Annotated in this window: 20 protein-coding genes and 1 pseudogene; 9 read left to right on the top strand and 12 right to left on the bottom strand. The window is 68.0% G+C overall.

From position 1 onward, the window contains the following. Positions 1-112: 112 nt before the first annotated feature. From QYL93_RS07870 to QYL93_RS07855, 4 genes are read right to left on the bottom strand one after another with little or no spacing between them, the layout of a single operon-like run. Positions 113-772, bottom strand: coding sequence for a DUF599 domain-containing protein (locus tag QYL93_RS07870; RefSeq protein ID WP_305743135.1), 660 nt, complete (start codon positions 770-772; stop codon positions 113-115). A 16-nt stretch (positions 773-788) separates the two neighbouring features. Further along, complete coding sequence (locus tag QYL93_RS07865; RefSeq protein ID WP_305743134.1) at positions 789-1,235, bottom strand: DUF6691 family protein; 447 nt, start codon at positions 1,233-1,235, stop codon at positions 789-791. An 18-nt stretch (positions 1,236-1,253) separates the two neighbouring features. Further along, the gene (locus tag QYL93_RS07860; protein WP_305743133.1) at positions 1,254-1,685 is read right to left on the bottom strand and encodes a YeeE/YedE family protein; all 432 of its coding nucleotides are present in this window, start codon (positions 1,683-1,685) and stop codon (positions 1,254-1,256) included. Continuing rightward, positions 1,675-2,016: a helix-turn-helix transcriptional regulator gene (locus tag QYL93_RS07855; RefSeq protein ID WP_305743132.1), complete on the bottom strand. Its 342-nt coding sequence runs from the start codon at positions 2,014-2,016 to the stop codon at positions 1,675-1,677. Before QYL93_RS07855 ends, QYL93_RS07860 begins: the two co-directional genes overlap by 11 nt. A gap of 124 nt (positions 2,017-2,140) precedes the next feature. On the opposite strand from QYL93_RS07855, the gene QYL93_RS07850 reads away from it, so the two are divergent. Together QYL93_RS07850 and QYL93_RS07845 are read left to right on the top strand one after the other, a co-directional pair. Further along, entirely contained in the window at positions 2,141-3,019 is an 879-nt protein-coding gene (locus QYL93_RS07850; RefSeq protein WP_305743131.1) for an MBL fold metallo-hydrolase, read from the top strand. Positions 3,020-3,073: 54 nt separating this feature from the next. Continuing rightward, complete coding sequence (locus QYL93_RS07845; RefSeq protein WP_305743130.1) at positions 3,074-3,454, top strand: rhodanese-like domain-containing protein; 381 nt, start codon at positions 3,074-3,076, stop codon at positions 3,452-3,454. Positions 3,455-3,697: 243 nt separating this feature from the next. On the opposite strand, the gene QYL93_RS07840 is transcribed toward QYL93_RS07845, so the two are convergent. Both QYL93_RS07840 and QYL93_RS07835 read right to left on the bottom strand, forming a co-directional pair. Next, on the bottom strand, positions 3,698-4,993 hold the full coding sequence (locus QYL93_RS07840) for an HD-GYP domain-containing protein (RefSeq protein ID WP_305743129.1): 1,296 nt from the start codon (positions 4,991-4,993) through the stop codon (positions 3,698-3,700). 118 nt (positions 4,994-5,111) lie between these two features. Then, positions 5,112-5,753, bottom strand: coding sequence for a TetR/AcrR family transcriptional regulator (locus QYL93_RS07835; protein ID WP_305743128.1), 642 nt, complete (start codon positions 5,751-5,753; stop codon positions 5,112-5,114). A gap of 88 nt (positions 5,754-5,841) precedes the next feature. Between QYL93_RS07835 and QYL93_RS07830 the strand changes: the two genes are divergently transcribed. The 3 genes from QYL93_RS07830 to QYL93_RS07820 all read left to right on the top strand — a co-directional run bounded on the left by QYL93_RS07830 (position 5,842) and on the right by QYL93_RS07820 (position 8,714). Then, positions 5,842-6,900: a saccharopine dehydrogenase NADP-binding domain-containing protein gene (locus QYL93_RS07830; protein WP_305743127.1), complete on the top strand. Its 1,059-nt coding sequence runs from the start codon at positions 5,842-5,844 to the stop codon at positions 6,898-6,900. Between the two features lie 121 nt (positions 6,901-7,021). Beyond that, positions 7,022-8,227 (top strand): hypothetical protein, encoded by a 1,206-nt coding sequence (locus QYL93_RS07825; RefSeq protein ID WP_305743240.1) that lies wholly within the window; start codon positions 7,022-7,024, stop codon positions 8,225-8,227. Positions 8,228-8,279: 52 nt separating this feature from the next. Further along, positions 8,280-8,714, top strand: coding sequence for a hypothetical protein (locus tag QYL93_RS07820; protein WP_305743126.1), 435 nt, complete (start codon positions 8,280-8,282; stop codon positions 8,712-8,714). 12 nt (positions 8,715-8,726) lie between these two features. Here the strand turns inward: QYL93_RS07820 and QYL93_RS07815 are convergent, their stop codons facing one another. Then, positions 8,727-8,924, bottom strand: a complete 198-nt coding sequence (locus QYL93_RS07815) for a hypothetical protein (protein ID WP_305743125.1) — start codon at positions 8,922-8,924, stop codon at positions 8,727-8,729. A gap of 129 nt (positions 8,925-9,053) precedes the next feature. Between QYL93_RS07815 and QYL93_RS07810 the strand changes: the two genes are divergently transcribed. After that, the gene (locus tag QYL93_RS07810) at positions 9,054-9,863 is read left to right on the top strand and encodes a hypothetical protein (RefSeq protein WP_305743124.1); all 810 of its coding nucleotides are present in this window, start codon (positions 9,054-9,056) and stop codon (positions 9,861-9,863) included. A 41-nt stretch (positions 9,864-9,904) separates the two neighbouring features. After that, positions 9,905-10,754 (top strand): annotated as a pseudogene (locus QYL93_RS07805) (diguanylate cyclase domain-containing protein). 36 nt (positions 10,755-10,790) lie between these two features. On the opposite strand, the gene QYL93_RS07800 reads toward QYL93_RS07805, so the two are convergent. Further along, a complete protein-coding gene (locus tag QYL93_RS07800; protein ID WP_305743123.1) occupies positions 10,791-11,828 on the bottom strand; it encodes a P1 family peptidase in 1,038 nt (345 codons plus the stop codon). 175 nt (positions 11,829-12,003) lie between these two features. On the opposite strand from QYL93_RS07800, the gene QYL93_RS07795 reads away from it, so the two are divergent. Together QYL93_RS07795 and QYL93_RS07790 are read left to right on the top strand one after the other, a co-directional pair. Continuing rightward, on the top strand, positions 12,004-13,674 hold the full coding sequence (locus tag QYL93_RS07795) for an RCC1 domain-containing protein (RefSeq protein ID WP_305743122.1): 1,671 nt from the start codon (positions 12,004-12,006) through the stop codon (positions 13,672-13,674). Positions 13,675-13,701: 27 nt separating this feature from the next. Further along, entirely contained in the window at positions 13,702-14,625 is a 924-nt protein-coding gene (locus tag QYL93_RS07790) for a hypothetical protein (RefSeq protein WP_305743121.1), read from the top strand. A 26-nt stretch (positions 14,626-14,651) separates the two neighbouring features. Here QYL93_RS07790 and QYL93_RS07785 read toward each other — a convergent pair whose 3' ends face one another. From QYL93_RS07785 to QYL93_RS07770, 4 genes are read right to left on the bottom strand one after another with little or no spacing between them, the layout of a single operon-like run. Continuing rightward, positions 14,652-15,020, bottom strand: coding sequence for a copper-binding protein (locus QYL93_RS07785; protein WP_305743120.1), 369 nt, complete (start codon positions 15,018-15,020; stop codon positions 14,652-14,654). Beyond that, on the bottom strand, positions 15,017-15,508 hold the full coding sequence (locus QYL93_RS07780; RefSeq protein WP_305743119.1) for a DUF411 domain-containing protein: 492 nt from the start codon (positions 15,506-15,508) through the stop codon (positions 15,017-15,019). Before QYL93_RS07780 ends, QYL93_RS07785 begins: the two co-directional genes overlap by 4 nt. A gap of 23 nt (positions 15,509-15,531) precedes the next feature. Next, on the bottom strand, positions 15,532-16,053 hold the full coding sequence (locus QYL93_RS07775) for a cupredoxin family protein (RefSeq protein ID WP_305743118.1): 522 nt from the start codon (positions 16,051-16,053) through the stop codon (positions 15,532-15,534). A gap of 19 nt (positions 16,054-16,072) precedes the next feature. Beyond that, positions 16,073-17,464 carry a multicopper oxidase family protein gene (locus QYL93_RS07770; RefSeq protein WP_305743117.1) on the bottom strand — a complete coding sequence of 464 codons (1,392 nt, stop codon included), beginning with the start codon at positions 17,462-17,464 and terminating at the stop codon, positions 16,073-16,075. Position 17,465 lies beyond the last annotated feature (1 nt).

Here is a 17,465-nt window from a genome sequence, read left to right as displayed (position 1 = left end):
AGGCGCTGGCACTTATGGATGCGCAGATCGACCGGGTCATGCGGACGGCGTGGCTAGCCAACTGGGGGTGAGCCGGCGCTATCTCGACAAACTGCGCCCGTCTCGCTGCCCCTCACTCCCCGGCCGAAAACCGGTCGAAGTGCAGCAGTGCCGCCACCACCAGCAGCGCCCCCACCACGCCCGCCAGCGGGTGCAGCACAAAGGCCACCACCGGCACCAGCAGCATCAGCTGCCGCAGGCCCCAGCTGTAGAGCAGGCCGGCCTTGCGCACATAGGCGCTGCCGGCGGCGGCCCAGCGCTGGCGCTGGGGCGCGCCCACGGGCATGCCGCCGATGAAGCCCGCATGGTTGTAGTAGCGCACGGCCATCACCGATGCGACGAGCGATGCGAACAGCAGGCACAGCAGCACCAGTTCCATCGCCAGCCGGGGCGTGACATGCGGCCAGGCGGCCGTGCCCGTGACAGCCTCGCCCAGCGTGGCATGCAGCGTGGGGGCGGTGAGCGACAGCGCGCCCATGAGGCCCAGCACCGCAGTGGACGCCGTCATGGTGGCCGACATCAGCGAGTTGCGCAGCGTCTGCACGGCCAGGATTTCGGAGCCTGGCTGCGCCGAGATGGCGGCAAACCAGTCTTCGCGCAACGAGGCGTGGGCCGTGCGTGCCAGCCGCCCAGGGGCCAGCCGCTGCGCAATGTTCAGCCAGCCCTCGTATGCGGCAATGATGCCCAGGGTGGCGATGGCGGCAAGCCACGGGCTGGTGATCACGGCGTTCATGCCCGTTCAAACCCGCTCAGGCCGCCTGGGGTGCGCTGCGCGCCCGCTTGCGCAGCTCCATCCATTCAAAAGCGCCCATGCCCGCCAGCATGGCCAGCACGAACACCAGGGCCTTGGGCTCGCCTGCGCCCAGCGACACGATGGCCGGCCCGGGGCAAAAGCCCGCGATGCCCCAGCCTGCACCGAACAGCAGGCTGCCCAGCACCAGGCGCCGGTCGATGTGGCGTGCAGTGGGCAGTTGCATGGCGCCGCCCAGCACGCTGGTGGTGCGTTTGCGGGCCACGGCGAATGCGAACACGCCCACCAGGATGGCGCCACCCATCACGAAGGCGAGCGAGGGGTCCCACAGGCCGGCCAGGTCGAGAAAGCCGAGCACCTTGCCGGGGTCGGTCATGCCCGAGATGATGAGTCCCAGGCCAAAGACCAGGCCGATGCCGAATTCGGAAATGCGTTGGAGCTTCATGGATCAATCCTTCTGTGATCAGGCCAGCACGTGGCGGATGAGGTAGACGGTGGCAAAGCCCGCGCCCATGAAGGCCAGCGTGGCCACCAGCGAGCGCGGCGACAGGCGCGACAGGCCGCACACCCCGTGGCCGCTGGTGCAGCCCGAGCCGTAGCGCGTGCCCACGCCCACCAGCAACCCGGCCAGCACCACCATGCCCCAGCCGGCGTCGATGCGCACCTCGTTGGCGCCCACCGCCAGGCGGTAGAGCAGGGGGGCGGCCAGCATGCCCAGCACGAAGGCGACGCGCCACGCAACGTCCTTGCTGCGCGGCTGCAGCAGGCCACCAAGGATGCCGCTGATGCCCAGGATGCGGCCATGCAGCAGCACGAAGGCGGCCGCCGCCAGGCCCAGGACCAAGCCGCCCGCGAGGGCTGCCCAGGGGGTGAATTGGTTCCAGTCAATCTGCATGGGGTGCCTCCTTGGGTGCACAGAATTGTTCGAACAGGGTTTGCATGACGGCCAGCGCCTGGGGGCTGGCGATCTGGTAGTAGATGTGCTTGCCGTCGCGGCGGGTGGTCACCAGCCCTTCGTCACGCAGCACACCGAGTTGCTGCGACAGCGTGGGCTGCGTGATGCCCACCAACGCCTCCAGCTCGCCCACGCGCTTTTCTCCCTCGGTGAGCTGGCACAGCAGCAGCAGCCGGTCGGGGTTGGACAGCGCCTTCATCAGCCGGCAAGCGCTGTCGGCCGAGCGGCGCAGGCTTTCCAGGTCCATGGGGGTGGTGGCTTCGACCTGCATGGGTGCTCCATAGGTTGCTGGTTGCGGTGAGGTGGATCAATGTCCTGGTCGATAGTTTATTGACAAACAAAATATCTGTCAATAAACTATAAACATCTTAATTGATGGCGCAAGGACACACACCATGCAACCGCACGACCAGCCCCAACCCCAGGTTCAAGCCTTCTTCGACCCCGCCACCTGGACGGTGACCTACGTGGTCTTCGACCACCCGGGCGGGCATTGCGCCATCGTCGACCCGGTGCTCGACTACGACCCCAAGGCTGGCCGCACCCGCACTGCGTCGGCCGGCAAGGTGGTCGACTTCGTGCGCGCGCAGCGTCTCACGGTGCAGTGGATTCTGGAAACCCATGCCCATGCGGACCACCTCACGGCCGCGCACCACCTGCGCGACGTGCTGGGCGGGCAGATCGCCATTGGCGCGGCCATCACCCAGGTGCAGCAGGTGTTCAAGGGCATCTTCCACCTGGAGCCGGGCTTTCTTGCCGACGGTGCGCAGTTCGACCACCTGTTCGCCGATGGCGAGTCGTTTCGCATCGGCAACCTGCAGGCGCAGGCCCTGGCGGTGCCGGGCCACACCCCGGCCTGCATGGCCTACCAGGTGGGCGACGCCGTGTTCGTGGGCGACACCCTGTTCATGCCCGACGTGGGCACGGCGCGCTGCGACTTCCCGGGCGGCGATGCGCACACGCTGTACCAGTCCATCCGCCGGCTGCTGGCCCTGCCGCCCGACACGCGCCTGTTCATGTGCCACGACTACCCGCCCGCCGGCCGCGATCCCGCCTGGCAGACCACGGTGGCCGCGCAGCGCGCGCACAACATCCACGTGCACGACGGCGTGGGCGAGGACGAATTCGTCACCATGCGCACCCGGCGCGACGCCACGCTGGAGATGCCGGTGCTGATCCTGCCTTCGGTGCAGGTCAACATCCGCGCCGGCGACCTGCCGCCCAAGGACGACAACGGCGTGGCCTACCTGCGCATACCGCTCAATGCGCTGTGACGGCCAAGGCCCCGCAGCCCTGCATACCGCAACCCAACAAGGAGAGTCGTCACCATGAAAACCGCACACGAGCTCGTGGCCGAGGCCAAGGCCCATGTCACCGAAGTGCCCATCGACCAGGCGCAAGACGCCATCCGCGCCGCCGACCTGTTGATCGACGTGCGCGAGGCCGACGAGTTTGCCGCCGGCCACTTGCAGGGCGCCCTGGGCATGCCCCGGGGCGTGCTGGAGTTCCGGCTTGCCGGCAACCCGGCTTTCGAGCGGCGCGACCTGCGCATGGTGCTCTACTGCAAGACCAGCGGCCGCGCTGCCCTGGCGGCGCGCTCGCTGCAGTCCATGGGCTACCTGAACGTGCAATCCATCGCCGGTGGCATCGAGGCCTGGATGCAGGCGGGCCTGCCCATCGTGCTGCCCGAGCAGCCCTCTTTCGACTGAGGTGCATGCCCCTTTGCATGTCTGCCCCGGTGCCGCACTGCTCAAAGAGGCCGTCAGCTAGGGCACCATCGTCTCGCTGGCCATCGTGCCGCTGTCGCTGCTGTTCAATGCGCTGGGCCTGCGGGCAGATGGGGTTGCCCGCCATCTGGCCCAACCTGGCGGGGCACATCCTCTTCGGAGCCTGCATCGGGTTCACCTCGCGGTGCTTTGTACGGGACTACCGAAGAGCGGGTGCGAGGCCCACTACCAAGTCTTCCCGGAAAAGCCCGACCACAGCTCGTTGAGGTCCGGAAACTTCCATTGGTCCGGGTCTTCGCGCGCCACGATCTTCTCGGTGCATTGCGGCTCGGCCAGATCGATGGTTACGGGCGGAATGCGCATGTCCGACTTGGTGGAGAAGAACACCTTGACCTTGGGCGAGGTCAGCGACTGCTGGCCCTGCTCGGTCACCACGCCGATGCGCCCGGAGGTCAGCCGCACCAGCGAGCCCACGGGGTAGATGCCGATGCTCTTCACAAACGCCTGGAAGAGGCGCGGGTCGAAGTGCCCCTTGGTCCACTCGGCCATGCGGCGCAGCGACTCCGCCGGGTCCCAGCCGCGCTTGTAGGGGCGGTCGGAGGTGATGGCGTCGTACACATCGCAGACAGCCGTCATGCGCGCGATCAGGGTGATCTGTTCGCCCTTGAGCTTGTCGGGGTAGCCTGAGCCATCCATCTTTTCATGGTGGTGGCGGCAGGCATCGAGCACCGCAGCCTCCACACTGCAGCCCTCCTGCAGCATGAGATAGCCCTGCACGGGGTGGCTCTGCACCACGGCAAACTCTTCATCCGTGAGCTTGCCGGGCTTGTTGAGCACTGCCAGCGGAATGGCCGCCTTGCCCAGGTCATGCAGCAGCCCCGCCATGCCGGCCACGCGCGTGTGCTCTTCATTCAGGTTGATCTGCTTGGCCAGCGCCACCATCAGCGCACACACCGCCACCGAGTGCATGTAGGTGTAGTCGTCTGCTGTCTTCAGGCGGGCCAGGCTGATCAGCGCGCCCGGGTTGCGGGTGACCGAGTCCGAGATCTCTTCGACCAGGCTACGGGCGTTCTCCGAGTTCACCGCCTTGCCCATGCGCGCTTCGCTGAACATCGAGACCATGGCCTGCCTGGCCTCGCCGCAGATCGAGGCGGCCGCCTGCAACTCGCTGTGCATGCTGGCGGCAGCCCGGCCACTTGCGCGCCGGGGTGCCGGGGGCGGTGAAGGCGGGGAGGGCGGGTCGACCTGCAGGGGCGGCAGCTTGTCGAGCATGCCGAAATCGGTCTCCACCTGAAAATCCGCCTCCTCGCGCGAGACGGAGCGCACACCGGCCGCCACGTCCAGGCCCTTGGACGTGTCGATCCAGACCTCTTCGATGGACGCGGCCTTGATGCGCGCAAGGTCCTTGGGATCTTTCAAGACGAACTTGGCCCGCCAGAACGGGTGGTCCATCCACGATCCGCAGAAATCGTGCACATACATGCCCAAGGCAAGGTGCTGAATGCTGATGCGCTTGAGCATGGGGGTGTCCTCTGGCGGCCAAGTGCCTGGTCCATTCTTGTCCATAGCCGGTCTGGCAACAAGCGGGCGATTGCCAATGTGGCAAAAACTCCCTTGCTGCCAATGTGGGCGAGGGCCCTCAGCCCGCCGCTTCGACCAGCGCGCGCCCCGCAGCGCGCAGCACCTTGCCCGCGCTGTCGCCCAGCAGCAGCGAGCCACTGCTGAAGGCCCCGTCGACCAGCAGCGACAGCTGCGCGGCCGTCACCTCGGGCTTCTTCACCCCCATGCGCTTGCACAGCGCGGCCAGGCGTTTGCGCTGCTCCAGCCGGTGCGCGGCCGATATGGCGCGGGCCGGGTGGGCCGGGTCGGCAAACTCCGCTGCCACGTTGAGCTGCGGGCAGCCGCGGTAGCCGGGGCGGGCCACGCGCTCGCCCACCCAGGCGAGCAGGGCGTCGAGTTCGGCCGCGGCATCGGGGGAGTGCGGTGCGGCGGCCTCTTCCCACTGCTGCCAGAACTCCCGGTCCTCGCGCTCCAGAAAGGCGGCGACCAGGTCGTCCTTGGTGCGGTAGTAGCGGTACAGGCTGGTCTTGGCGATCTGCGCGCGCTCGATGACCAGGTCGATCCCCACGGCGCGCACGCCCTCGGCATAGAACAGCTGGCAGGCCGTGTCGAGGATGCGCTGCTGCACGTCGCCCACCGGCGGTGTGGTCGTGGTCGCGGTGGGCACAGCCGGGTCGGAGCGGGCTGCGCTGTTGGTCTTGCGGGCGGCGTTAGGGCTCATGCCGGCATTGTCCCATACTCCGTGTTGACACGATACAGACCTGTATGTAGCATCGCGCCGTCCTAAACAAAACGTACAGGTCTGTATCGTGATCGAAAACACTTCCACCGCTTTATCTTCGTCTTCTTCCGCTAAATCCCGCCCTGTGCTGGTCTACGGCGCCGCCGGGCACACCGGGCGCTTCGTAGTGCAGGCCCTGCGCGAACTGGGCCACGCCGTGCTGCTGGCCGGGCGCGATCTCGGCAAGCTGCATGCCGCCTTTCCCGACGCACCTGCAGACCAGCTGCGCGTACAGGGGCTCGGCGATGCCGCTGCCCTCACGCGCCTGCTTGCCGAGTCTTCCCTGGTCGTGAACTGCGCCGGCCCGTTTGCCGACAGCGCACCCCAGCTGCTGCAGGCCGCGCTGCAGGCCGGCGTGCACTATGTGGACGTGTCGGCCGAGCAGCCCACAGCGCGCGAGGTCTTTGGGCAATGGGGCGAGCGCTACGCCGCCGCCGGCCTGTGTGCCGCGCCCGCCGCGGCCTTCTACGGCGCGCTGGGCGATCTGCTGGCCACCAGCGTCCTTGGTGACTGGCCCGACGCCGATGCCATCGAAGTGCATATCGCCCTGGACAGCTGGCACCCCACCGAGGGCACGCGCAAGACCGGCCAGCGCAACGCGGGCCGCCACGTCGTGTACGCCAACGGCCAGTTCCAGGCACCGCCCGCCGTGGCCCCGCGCAAGACCTGGGCCTTTGCCGCACCGTTTGGCGAGCAGGCCGTGGTGGGGTTTTCCAGCGCCGATGCCGTCACCATCGCCCACCACGTCCGCGTGCCCGACGTGCCCGCGTGGATGAACGAGACCCCGCTCACCGAGCTGCGCGCTGCCGATACGCCCGCGCCCGTGGCGGTGGACCCATCGGGCCGCTCGGCCCAGCGCTTCCTGGTCGAGGTGGTGGTGCGCCGGGGCGGCGAGGCGCGCCGCGCCAGCGCCAGCGGGCAGGACATTTACGCCATCACCGGGCCCCTGGCGGCGCAGGCCGTGGGGCGCATCCTGGCGGCGGGCGGGGCGCTCACCGGGGCCTTGTCGGCGGGGCAACTGGGCGATGCGCGCAGCTTTTTGCAGGCACTGGCGCTCCGGTACCTGCAGCTGGATTTTGGTGGGTGACCGGGCAGGGGCCATGCCCCTGCGGCTTGCCATGGAAACTGGATTGGGTTTTTGCCAGCCCCATGCGATCATCCAAAGCCATGACCAGTCAACCAACCGCGGGAGCTGCAGTGTGAGCGAGATGGCCAAGGCTGAAGAACCCAACGCTTTGCTGCTGCAGCAGCAACAGGCCGCATCCGGCCTGGAGGATGTCGAACGTGTCGTGGCCGAGCCGCTGCGCTTCAAGGCCAGGCTGGCCATCGGCGAGAACGCCTATGCCTCGCTGCGCATGGTGAACCGGGGCCGCGAGCTCTGGGACGTGCTGGGCGCGGCCGGCGCCGGGGCGGCCATCGCCAAGTCCGGCCTGGTGGCATCGGCGTTCTTTGCGCCCTCGGGCCTGTTGGGGGCGCTGGGCGTGGGCGCGGCGGCAACGCCCGTGGGCTGGGTGGCCTTTGCCGCGCTGGCCTCGGGCGGTGCCTGTTATGGCATGTACCGCTGGCTCGGCCATTCCAAGGGCAGCCGGGTCATCGAGATCCCCCGCTACCTCAATACCCCGCTGGACACGCTGGGGCTGGCGCTGTTCGACCTGATCGCGCCGCTGTCGCTGCGGCTGGCCGCCTCGGCCGATGGCACAGTGGCGCCGCAGCGGCGCGCGTTTCTGGCCGCGCACCTGGTGGACGAGTGGGGGCTGGATGATCGCTTCGTCACACAGGCCATGGCCGCCATCGAGCCCGGCTTGGCCGATGCGGCGGCGGGCGATCTGGCGCGCGAACTCTCGGCCTTCCTGCATGCCAACCCGGACTGCAACCACAAGGTGATCGCGGCAGAGATGGGCCGCTTTTTGGCGCAGATGCTGGAGGCGGGCGGGGCGCCGCTGGCCGACCCCGAACGGCAGTTGTTGGCCCAGGTGCAGCAGACCCTGCTGACACCACCGCCCGGCGAAGTGGCCAAGGCCTGGACCCGCGCCAGGGAGCACGCGGGCCAATACAGTAGCCAGGTGGCCGAGGTGGCCGGCAAGGCGGCCACATGGACCAAGGAACAGCTGCCAACCGTGCAGCAGATGGAGGAACTCAGAATGCGTGGTACCGAACTGCCCGGTCAGATTGCGGGCGCCGTGGGCAAGGCCGCCAGCTGGACCAAGGACCAGATGCCCACCGCCGAGCAGGTGGAGGAATTGAAGAAGCGCGGCGGCGAGCTGACGGGCCAGGCGGCCGAAAACCTGCGCAGCGCCACCCGCGCAGCGCAGGAGGCGTTGCCCACGGCCGAACAAGTCCAGCAAGGGGCGCAGCGCACGGGTGAACTGGCCCGCAAGGGGCTCGATAGGCTCCGGGCGAAGCTCGGTCGTTGAACCGGGCTGGGCGCGGGGGGCTGCGCATCGATCTGTCTATGATGCTGCGCGTATGAAGATTCCCCTGCTCGCCGCTGCGCTGTTCCTGCCCCTTGTGCTGTCTGGCTGTGACGACGCACACAGTGCCCGCATCGAGGAAACCCGGGGCCGCATGGTCGGCACCTGGCTGCGCGAGGCCGAGTTCGAGGGGGCCAAGATGCGCATGGTCGTTGCCCTGGGCCAGGACGGAAAATTCAGCGAACACGCGAAGGTCGTGGCGCCGGATGGCACCACGGAAAGCGAGCACTACAGTGGTGAATGGAGCTATGACGGCACCAACTTCAAGCGCCGCTATCTTCAACAAGGCGGCCGCCAGTTCTCAGGCGGTGGCATCCGCTACGCCACCTACCAGCTCACATTGCTGACCCGCACGGATTTCACGGGCAGAGACAACCGCGAGGGCCGCGAGATCACCTACCGCCGGGTGAGTGAGGGTACGGAGCCGTGAGCCTGAGGCCGGCTATCGCTGCTGCGCTGCCAGCCGCAACCCCAGCGCGATCAGGATCACGCCCGGGATGCGCGACTGCCGGCCCATGAAGCGCCCGTTGCCCACCAGCCGCTCGCGCATGCGGTAGAGCACCGCCATCGTCGCGCCCAGCAGCAGGAACTGCGCAACCACCGAGCCTTGCCGCTGAACACGGTATTGGCGGATGGCCATGGGCTCGACGACCCAGGGCAGTCATTCGGCACCGCTATAGTGTCAAGGCAGGGCCGCGCCTGGAGAGGGGCACGGCTCTTGCAACCAGAAACGGTTGGACAAAAGCACCGCAAAAGAAGGAACACCCCCATGCCCGGACCCCACCTCGACGCACCCCTGTTCATCAAGGACATCTACGAGACCCAGGTCGACACCGCCACAACCCCGTTCTTCTACAACGACGCGGGCATGCCGGTCTACCTGGCCGAGCCGCCCGCCGATGTCACGCCGCTCACGCCCGCCGCCACCGACCCGGCCCTGGCAGTGGGCAACGAGTACCTGGTGGCCAACGTGCTGGGCGTCAAGCCCACGCCGCCCTGGGGTGTGGAAACGCAGCTGGGCTTTGCGGCCGAGCAGGTGGAGTTTGCACCGCTGTGGGCCACGCGCAGCATCGCGGCGGCCTTTGGCATGACGCTGGTGGAGCCGGGGCAGGCGGTGCGGATCGAAAGCCCGGTCACCGCGCTGCAGCAGGTGGAGTACGAATACGGCGTCTTCGCCGGCCACTGGTCACCGTACCAGGGTACCGGCAATGCCCTGCTCAGCGTGGTCTGTACCGACCTGGAGCACCATGATTTTCCGCATGTGTTCGCCTCCACCGACCCCACCCAGCCGCTGGTGATCTCTGTGGGCCGCTACTGGCCGGCGCTGGGCAAGATACGGCTGGCAGACCTGTGGGTGCCCCGCGGCAGCGCGCTCTACGTGCCGCCCAAGCCGGCCAGCAGCGACCCGGCGGCGGTGATCGACCTGCACAACAACCGCAACTCGGCCCGGGCCTGCTGGGGTGATATTCACCAGAACAGCATCACCACGCACACATTGCTGCAGACCGAGGGCGGGTTTTTCTACTGGTACTGGAATGGGATTGCGACCGTGCACAGCCGCCCGGTGGCGGTCAACTGAGCCCATGGTGTGAAGATCGACAGGGAGCAATGACATTGGACATGTCCGACGTGAAAGAACTCGGTAGCGGCGACAGCGATAGCGTGGTCTACAAGACCCTGCTCGAATCGACCCGCGCCATCCCCTGGAAGATCGACTGGGCGACGATGCAATTCGCCTACATCGGTCCGCAGATCGAACCGCTGCTGGGCTGGAGTGGACCACGAGGTCGACTACCGCGCCCTCACCAAGGACAACGGCTATGTGTGGATACGCGACGTGGTCCACGTGGTGCGCAAGCCCGATGGTGAGGTCGAGGCACTGATCGGCTTCATGTTCGACATTACCGAGCGCAAGAAGACAGAAGAAAAGCTGCTGGCACTGCAAAAGGAACTCGAAGCCCTCTCGTTCAAGGACGGGCTGACCAACATCGCCAACCGGCGCCGCTTCAATTCCGCCATCGAGCTGGAGTGGGAGAGTGCGCGCAATGTCGGCAGCGGTGCGCCCGTGTCGGTGCTCATGCTCGACATCGATTTCTTCAAGCAGTACAACGACCTGCACGGCCACATCCAGGGCGATAAGTGCCTGATCAACATCGCCCAGACGCTGAGCCTGGCGCTGGAGAACCCGCGCGACCTGGTGGCGCGCTTTGGCGGCGAGGAGTTCATCATCCTGCTGCCCGGCGCCGATGCCGCCGCCGCCCTCAAGGTGGCCGAGCGCTGCCAGCGCCTGATCCAGAAGCAGGCCATCGCCCACGCACAGTCACCCCACGAGCAGTGCGTGACGCTGAGCATCGGCGTGGGCACCGCCACGCCGGGAAGCTACGCCAAGCCTGCGGACTTCATCGATGCCGTGGACCAGCGGCTGTATGCGGCCAAGAAGAATGGGCGCAACCGCATAGAAGTGGTGTGAGCGCGCAGCCTGGGCTGCCGAGCAGGCCCCAGGCTCTTACTTCAGATCACCCGCACACGGCAGGTACAGGCCCTCGGCCGTCGTGATCGACCGCGCCGCCCGCACGGCCCGAGCCGTGGCAATCGCTGTGGCCTCGGCCGCCATGGTCGACAGCACCATCATCCCCGGGTTCTTGCCCGAGACGCCCGTGCCCAGGGTGAACAAGGTGTCGCCATCGGACATGGTGTGCACCGGGTTGATGCTGCGCGCCAGGCCGTCGTGCGCGGCCACGGCCAGGCGGTGGGCCTGCACCTTGGTGATGGTGGCATCGGTCGCGATCACGCCGATGGTGGTGTTGGTGCCGGCCAGCAGGGGTTTGGGCAGCTCGCCGCGCAGCAGGGCACGGCGCGTGTCGCGCAGCTGGCGGCCATCGTCCGTGCGGGCGCCGGCGATCACCTGCGCCGTGTCGGGGTCGATCACATCGCCCAGGGCGTTGCAGGCGATGAGCGCGCCCACGGTGACTCCATCCACTGTGACCGACGCCGTGCCGATGCCGCCCTTCATCGCGTTGTGGATGCCGAAGATCTTGCCCACGGCCGCTCCCGTGCCCGCGCCCACATTGCCCTCGGCCGGGTCGGCGCGCGAGGCGGCCTCGCACGCCGCATAGCCCGCCGCGGCATCGGGGCGTATGCGCATGTCGCCCACCTGCAGGTCGAACAGCACGGCGCTGGGCACCAGCGGCAGGCGGCCCACCACCACATCGAAGCCAATGCCGCGCTCTTCCAGCCAGCGCACCGCGCCGCTGGCGGCATCGAGCCCCCACGAGCTGCCGCCCGCCAGCATGATGCCGTGCACCTTTTCCACCAGGTTCGACGGGTCGAGCAGGTCCGTCTCGCGCGTGCCGGGGGCGGCGCCGCGCACGTCCACACCGCCCACCGCGCCGTCGCGCGCCATGACCATGGTGCAGCCCGTGGGGCGGCGCGGGTCGGTGAAATGGCCGACCTCGATGCCGGGGACACGGGTGATGCTGCCGGCGTCGTGGTGGCCGTCGTGGGGGCTGGAAAAGGCGGAGTTGGTTGTCGTTGGCGTCGTCATGGCCTGTGATTATGGGCGGTGCAAAACCGCGGCCAGCAGGTCCGGTAGATCGACCTGTTTTCGGCCCTGATGTAACGGTGTGTTTTAAGGGCGTTTGAACGTGACGGGTATCACCTGTCCCGCAAGCACGGAGCACCACAATGGGGCAACAAAAGCGAAGAGAGGAAGGATCACCATGGCGACACCACCCTGGCGTCAGGCTTTGGCCTGTCTGTTGCCCGCGCTGCTGGCGGGCCTGGGTTCATCGGGCGCCGTGCAGGCGCAGAGCATTGCAACGGGTTCGCGCCACGGGCTTGCACTGCAGCCCGATGGCAGCGTGCTGGCCTGGGGCGACAACCGGCAGGCGCAATTGGGCCAGGGCAGCACTATCTACGCCGACACTCCGCGCGAGATCGCGCTGCCGGTCAAGGCCAGGAAGGTGCAGGCCAGTGCCACGGGGGCGTTGCTGCTGGATGCCCAGGGCGATGTGTGGAGCTGGGGCACCAACCGCAAGGGGCAACTGGGCGATGGCACGCATGCGGACCGGGCCGAACCCAAGCTCATCTTTCGCGGCGCGATCGAGATCGTCAACGGGGGCGACACCGCGCCTTCGTTCCTGATCGACAGCGAGGGCCAGCCCTGGTGGTGGGGGCCTCTGCCCACGGGCGGTGATGCCGCATCGCCGCAGCGCGCAGCCCAACTGCCGGCCCGCCTAGTGCGCTTGAAGCACGAGGCCAATACCACCGTCGCCCTCGATGAACAGGGCATCGTGTGGTCCTGGGGGCGGGGGGCGGCATGCTCCGATTCGACCGGCGTCAGCGCTCCGGTGGCGATGCGAGGCCTGCCGCGCATCACGGAGTTCTCTCAGACGGTATGGACACCCTTGTCCTACCAACCCGAGCATTCGCGCTGGAACCCGCCGCCCGCATCCCTGGTGTATGCGAAGGATGTCGATGGCAACATGTGGCAATGGGGAACCGCGATGCGCGGCTACCCTCCCGACTCGGGGAATCCGCCCATGGTGGTCTGCCCTGCGGCCCGCATCGCCATGGATGGCAGCCAATTCGGCGTGTCCATCTATGCCCCCTATCCCGCCCTGGAGCAAATGGGCGTGCGCTTCCTGCGGGCCGGGTACCTTGGCGGCAGCAACATCACCACGGGACTCGCGGAAAACGGCGACCTGTGGCAGTGGCGCAATCCCACGTCGGAAAATCCGGACGGGACGGCTGTCACGGTCAACCGGATAGCGACGGGCGTGGCGGACTTCAGTGCCTTCCTGCCCGATCCCCGCCTTGCGGCCCAGGCCCAAGGGGTCTTGTTCATTACCAGCGAGGGCCGGCTGTATGGCACGGGGCTCAACACCAGCCTGCACCTGGGCCCGTTTGACGGCGCGCAGGGCTCTTCGTCCAGCCCGCAGCCATTGCGTTTGCCCGGCAAGGCCGTGAGCGTCCATGCGCGTACCACCGGCAGCTTTGCGTTGCTCGAAGATGGCCGCGTCTACGGTTGGGGCGCTGCCGCAGGGGCCGCCAGCCCGACAAGCAACATCAACTGGCGGACTTTCCGGCAGGTGCCGACGCTGATCGCGCTGGGTGCGCCGGTGGTCAAACTCGCGGTGTCCGAGACCACCGTGTTCGGCGTGGATGCACAGGGCCAGCTGTGGAGTGCCTACGGCCGCGGCAATGGTGAGTTTGCCAGCCGCACCTTCAAGCCGGCCCTGGTGAGCCGCAGCACGGGAATGCCGCTGGTGCGGGATGTCGCTACGGCGGTGCAGGGCTTCGCTGCAATGGTGGGAGTGGACGGCTCGGTGTGGACGATCGGCAGCCCTGTCGCGGTGCAGCAGCCAGCGGGGCAGGAGGGCTTTTCGTGATTCCAGTCACCCGGGCAGGTGATCGGCTTGCCACCCTCTATCGTGCAGGTAGCCGCCACCGGGTATGCAACATCCTTTGCGCTGGATGCATCTGGAACGGTGTTGTACTGGGGCGGAACGCCGCAATTCGGTGTCACGGCAACTCCTTTTGACTGGAACGCGAGCCCGGTCCGGGTTCCCGCCGCGCTGCCGCTGGGCCAGAAGGCGGTGTCCATCCACACTGGCAGCGACTACGCATTCTGTGCCGTTCTGCAAGACGGCTCGGCGCAATGTTATGGCCGAGATCTCAATGAGCACCGGGGCACGCGCTTTCGCCTGCATGCCCCCATCAAGGAGATGTCCATCAGCGGCGATGAAGTCATCTCCAGCCCGCTGAGCGGCAGATCCACCGGCACCATCCACTTTCGCCTTGCTGACGGCACCGTCTGGGCCTGGGGCCAGGGGCGCCAAGGCCAGTTGGGTGCTGGGGTGTATGCCAACGCCGCAGAACCCGTCCCCGTGCTCAACGAGGCCGGCACCGGCGACCTGGACCTGGACCCCGCAACGCCCAACTTGGCCACCGCCAGCCGCCCTCCATTCCGTGTGAAAGCGCACCTGGCGGGCAACCTGCGCACGCTGTCGTTCAGCGCGGACGTGTTCGGTGCTGCGACGGGGGGCGGGACGGGCGACGGCAGCACCAACGTCTACGCCTTCGCCACCGCAGACCTGAGCACCTGGGTGCAGCTGGACGAGCAGGGCCAGTGGAGCCTGCTGCGTTCGCCGGTGCCTGCCGCCGCCAGCAAGGTGCCGCTTGCCGGTGAAGGCCAGTCGGTGCCGCTGCCCATCCTGTCGCAGTTCGTGGGCACGGGCCTGGCCGGCGCGCGGATTTTCGTGGGGCAGGGGCGCGATGCGCAGGAGATGCTGCAGGCGCAGCGCTTTCGCGAGGTGCTGGAGCTGGCGCCGGAGGAGTGAGTTCTCTGTCGTAAGGCGGTGTGCTCTCAGTTCGCCACCGGCTCGATGCGCGTCACCACATAGGCCCCTGCCTGCTGTTCGGCGCGAAAGCGCACCTTGGCCCCCGCCTTGACCTGCGCGGCCTGGGCCGGGTCGGTGATGCGGAACACCATGGTCATGGGCGGCATGTCCAGGTTGCGGATGGGGCCGTGGCGCAGCGTGACCTTGGCGCTGGCGGCATCCCAGCGTACGACTTCGCCCTCGCTCAGGTCCGCGGTGGCAGCGGCAGGGGCGGCATGGCTGCCGTGGTCCTCGCCATGGTCATGGTCGTCGCCTGCGAAGGCGGTTGCTGCGCTGAAAAGGAGTGTGGTGGCGAGCAGGGCGATGCGCAGTGGGTGGGTGGTGTGGTGGGTCATGTCGATGCCTTCTGATTTCCGGGGTAGTTCTTGAAAACGCGGGTGCTGCCATTGCGTGCGACCAGCAGCACCGCATAGCGGTCCTTGCGGCCGCCATAGGCGGGGCCATCCATGCCGGGCGACCCAATGGGCATGCCCGGCACGGCCAAGCCCAGCGCGTTGGGCTTTTGCTGCAGCAGGGCACGCACGTCGCTGGCGGGCACATGGCCCTCGACCAGGTAGCCGCCGACCAGGGCCGTGTGGCACGAGCCCAGCTTTTGCGGCAGGCCCAGCCGCGCGCGCACGGCGTTGTTGCCGGTGTCGTGCACCTTCACGGCAAAGCCATTGGCCTGCATGTGGTCCACCCAGTCCTGGCAGCAGCCACAGTTCGGGTCTTTCCAGACCTCGACCGGCGTGGGGGCAGATGCCCCTGCTGCCATCGGCAGCGCGGTTGCGGCGAGCATGGTCAGCCAGGCGCGACGGGTGCTGGCGGTTGGTGTGTGAGTCATGGGGTGTCCTTTCTCTTCCAGGGTCAGCCCTTGCGGGGCAGCACATTGATGGTGCCCACCATGCCGGCCTGGTAGTGGCCGGGGATCAGGCAGGCGAAGTCGAAGCGGCCGGGGCGGTTGAAGGTCCACACGAGATCGCCCTTGCGGCCGGCCTTCACATGGGCCATGTAGGGCTCGTCGTGCTCCATGCCAGGGTGCTTGAGCATCATCTCGGCGTGCTGCGCCAGCGAGGCCTGCGTGCCGAGCACGATCTCGTGCAGCAACTGGCCCCGGTTCTGCACCACCAGGCGCACGGTCTCGCCCTCGCGCACCTCGATGTGGGCGGGGGCAAAGCGCATGTCGTCGCCCATGCGCAGGGTGATGGTGCGCTGCACGGCCTTGGCATTGCCGGCAATTCCCCAGTCCTGCTGCTGGGCGGACATGGCGGCCTTCACTGTCGCGTGGGGCGCATTGCCATGGGCCCAGGCAGCAGCGCTGCCGGTCAGCAGGGCCGCTGCGGCGACGAGATGCAGGGCCAGGCGGTTCAATGGTCGGGTGTTGTTCATGGTATGTCCTTGGGTGGAGTCAATGCTGGTGGCTGCCGCCGGTCGCCGCAGGCTTGCGTGCATTGGCAGCCCCGGGCGCGGTGCCCGGCGTGGTGGCCCGTGGCGGGGCCGGCGTGGCGGCGGGCGCGCCCTGCCATTCATAGGCCTGGGTGCCCGGCGGCTGGGCGTAGTGGCCGGGGTCGCGGTAGTCGCCCGCGGCCTGGTTGGCACGCACCTTGAAGGTGGTGAACATGCCGCCCATCTCCAGCGGGCCATAGGGGCCGGTGCCGGTCATCATGGGGAAGGTGTTGTCGGGCAGCGGCATCTCCATGGCGCCCATGTCGGCCATGCCGCGCTCGCCCATCACCATGTAGTCGGGCACGATCTTCTGGATCTTGCCGACCAGGCCTTTGTGGTCCACGCCGATCATGGTGGGCACGTCGTGCCCCATGGCGCCCATGGTGTGGTGGCTCTTGTGGCAGTGAAAGGCCCAGTCGCCGGGCTCGTCGGCGATCAGCTCCACCTGGCGCATCTGGCCCACGGCCACGTCGGTGGTCACCTCGGGCCAGCGCGCGCCCTTGGGCACGGGGCCGCCGTCGGTGCCGGTCACCTCGAACTCGTGGCCGTGGATGTGGATGGGGTGGTTGGTCATGGTGAGGTTGCCCACGCGGATGCGCACGCGCTCGCCCTGGCGCGCCACCAGCGGGCTGATGGCCGGAAAGACCCGGCTGTTCCAGCACCAGATGTTGTGGTCCAGCATGGTGTTGACCTTGGGCGTGCGCGCCCCGGGCTCCACGTCGAAGGCGTTGAGCAAGAAGGCGTAGTCGCGCTGCACCGTGGCGATGTGCGGGTGCGCGGCCCGGGGGTGGGTGATCCACAGGCCCATCATGCCCATGGCCATCTGCACCATCTCGTCGGCATGCGGGTGGTACATGAAGGTGCCGGGGCGCCTTGCCACGAACTCGTAGACGAAGGTCTTGCCCGGCTGGATGGCCGGCTGGTTGAGCCCGCCCACGCCGTCCATGCCATTGGGCAGGCGCTGGCCGTGCCAGTGGATGGTGGTGTGCTCGGGCAGGCGGTTGGTGACGAAGATGCGCACGCGGTCGCCCTCCACCACCTCGATGGTGGGGCCGGGGCTTTGCCCGTTGTAGCCCCACATGTTGACCACAAAGCCCGGCGCAACCTCGCGCACCACGGGCTCGGCCACCAGGTGGAACTCCTTGACCCCGGCGTTCATGCGCCAGGGCGCGGTCCAGCCGTTCAGGGTGACCACGGGGTTGTAGGGCCGGCCGGTGGGCGGGTGCAGCGGCGGTGCGGTGTCGGCACTGGCCTGCATCGCGGGCTCGGGTAGCGCGGCCAGGGCCACGCGGCTGACGGCGGCGGTGGCCACGGCCGTGGCGGCGCCTGCCGTGAAGAAATGGCGTCTTTGCATG

This window comes from Acidovorax sp. A1169, assembly GCF_030704685.1.
Classification (GTDB): domain Bacteria; phylum Pseudomonadota; class Gammaproteobacteria; order Burkholderiales; family Burkholderiaceae_C; genus Acidovorax.
This window is presented reverse-complemented; position numbering and strand designations above follow the sequence as displayed.

Coding starts and splice junctions, on each gene's coding strand:
- QYL93_RS07870 (WP_305743135.1), bottom strand. CDS start 772: ATGAACGCCGTGATCACCAGCCCGTGGCTTGCCGCCATCGCCACCCTG.
- QYL93_RS07865 (WP_305743134.1), bottom strand. CDS start 1,235: ATGAAGCTCCAACGCATTTCCGAATTCGGCATCGGCCTGGTCTTTGGC.
- QYL93_RS07860 (WP_305743133.1), bottom strand. CDS start 1,685: ATGCAGATTGACTGGAACCAATTCACCCCCTGGGCAGCCCTCGCGGGC.
- QYL93_RS07855 (WP_305743132.1), bottom strand. CDS start 2,016: ATGCAGGTCGAAGCCACCACCCCCATGGACCTGGAAAGCCTGCGCCGC.
- QYL93_RS07850 (WP_305743131.1), top strand. CDS start 2,141: ATGCAACCGCACGACCAGCCCCAACCCCAGGTTCAAGCCTTCTTCGAC.
- QYL93_RS07845 (WP_305743130.1), top strand. CDS start 3,074: ATGAAAACCGCACACGAGCTCGTGGCCGAGGCCAAGGCCCATGTCACC.
- QYL93_RS07840 (WP_305743129.1), bottom strand. CDS start 4,993: ATGCTCAAGCGCATCAGCATTCAGCACCTTGCCTTGGGCATGTATGTG.
- QYL93_RS07835 (WP_305743128.1), bottom strand. CDS start 5,753: ATGAGCCCTAACGCCGCCCGCAAGACCAACAGCGCAGCCCGCTCCGAC.
- QYL93_RS07825 (WP_305743240.1), top strand. CDS start 7,022: ATGGCCAAGGCTGAAGAACCCAACGCTTTGCTGCTGCAGCAGCAACAG.
- QYL93_RS07820 (WP_305743126.1), top strand. CDS start 8,280: ATGAAGATTCCCCTGCTCGCCGCTGCGCTGTTCCTGCCCCTTGTGCTG.
- QYL93_RS07815 (WP_305743125.1), bottom strand. CDS start 8,924: ATGGCCATCCGCCAATACCGTGTTCAGCGGCAAGGCTCGGTGGTTGCG.
- QYL93_RS07810 (WP_305743124.1), top strand. CDS start 9,054: ATGCCCGGACCCCACCTCGACGCACCCCTGTTCATCAAGGACATCTAC.
- QYL93_RS07800 (WP_305743123.1), bottom strand. CDS start 11,828: ATGACGACGCCAACGACAACCAACTCCGCCTTTTCCAGCCCCCACGAC.
- QYL93_RS07795 (WP_305743122.1), top strand. CDS start 12,004: ATGGCGACACCACCCTGGCGTCAGGCTTTGGCCTGTCTGTTGCCCGCG.
- QYL93_RS07785 (WP_305743120.1), bottom strand. CDS start 15,020: ATGACCCACCACACCACCCACCCACTGCGCATCGCCCTGCTCGCCACC.
- QYL93_RS07780 (WP_305743119.1), bottom strand. CDS start 15,508: ATGACTCACACACCAACCGCCAGCACCCGTCGCGCCTGGCTGACCATG.
- QYL93_RS07775 (WP_305743118.1), bottom strand. CDS start 16,053: ATGAACAACACCCGACCATTGAACCGCCTGGCCCTGCATCTCGTCGCC.
- QYL93_RS07770 (WP_305743117.1), bottom strand. CDS start 17,464: ATGCAAAGACGCCATTTCTTCACGGCAGGCGCCGCCACGGCCGTGGCC.